Here is a 1,133-nt window from a genome sequence, read left to right as displayed (position 1 = left end):
GTCGGGGAGATGCTGGCCGGGCTGGAGCGTGCCGGTCGCGCGTTCCGGCTGCGCCAGGACGGCGTCGAGCGGTTCGCGGCCGTGGAGGACGCGGCCCGCCTGCGGGACACCCTCGGCACCCCGATCCCCCACGGCGTGCCCGCCGCGTTCCTCGAGCCCGTGGACGACCCCCTCGGCGACCTCGTCTCCCGCTACGCCCGCACCCACGGCCCCTTCACCGCGGCCGAGGCGGGCGCCGCGCTGGGACTGGGCGGCGCCGTCGTCCTGCCGGTGCTGCAGCGCCTGGCCACCGAGCGGCGCGTGAGCACCGGCGCCTTCCGCCCGGACGGCGCCCCCGGGGCCACGGGCCTGGACGCCGAATGGTGCGACGCCGAGGTGCTGCGGCGCATCCGCCTGCGCTCGCTCGCCGCGCTGCGCGCCGAGGTGGAGCCGGTGGACCAGTCCGCGTACGCGCGGTTCCTCGCCGACTGGCAGCACCTGCGCCCGCGCGTCGGCCGGGACGGGGCGTGGCGCCCGCCGGCCACCCTCGAGGGCGTGGACGGCGTGGCCACCGTGCTGGACCAGCTGGCCGGCACGCCCCTGCCCGCGAGCGCGTGGGAGTCGCTCGTCCTGCCCACGCGGGTGCGGGACTACGCCCCCGCCCTGCTGGACGAGCTGCTGGCCACGGGGGAGTACGTGTGGTCCGGCGTGGCCGAGGCCGCCGGCAACGACGGCTGGGTGGCCCTGCACCCCGCCGACGCCGTGGACCTCACCCTGCGCCTGCCCGAGCGGCCCGACGGCACGGGCCCGGACGCGGCCGCGCCGCGGGACGCCGCCCTGCGCGCTGACGTGCGCGAGGTGCTCGCCGGAGGCGGCGCGTGGTTCTTCCCGCAGCTCGTGGAGCGGGTGCGGGCCGCCCAGTCCGCCCGGCTGGGCACGGGCGGGCCGGACGGGCACGGGACCGGGGCCGACCTCGCGCGCGGGCCCGCCGTGCTCGAGACGCTGTGGGGGCTGGTGTGGGCCGGGGAGGTCGGCAACGACACCTTCGCCCCCGTGCGCGGCCTGCTCTCCCTCGGCAAGACCGCCCACCGCACGGGCCGGCAGACCCCGCGGGCCCGCACCGCGCGCACGGGCGGGGCCGGGGCGGGCACGGG

The 1,133-nt window shown here is 80.2% G+C and carries 1 pseudogene; it reads left to right on the top strand.

Features of this window, described 5'->3' with window-relative positions:
• Window positions 1-1,133: pseudogene (locus tag NWP10_RS12055) on the top strand (ATP-dependent helicase); the annotation flags it as partial.

The organism is Micrococcus sp. HG099, assembly GCF_024723355.1.
GTDB classification, from domain to species: Bacteria; Actinomycetota; Actinomycetes; order Actinomycetales; family Micrococcaceae; genus Micrococcus; species Micrococcus endophyticus.
The sequence above is the reverse complement of the archived record's forward strand: the minus strand, read 5'-3'. Positions and strand labels throughout refer to the sequence as shown.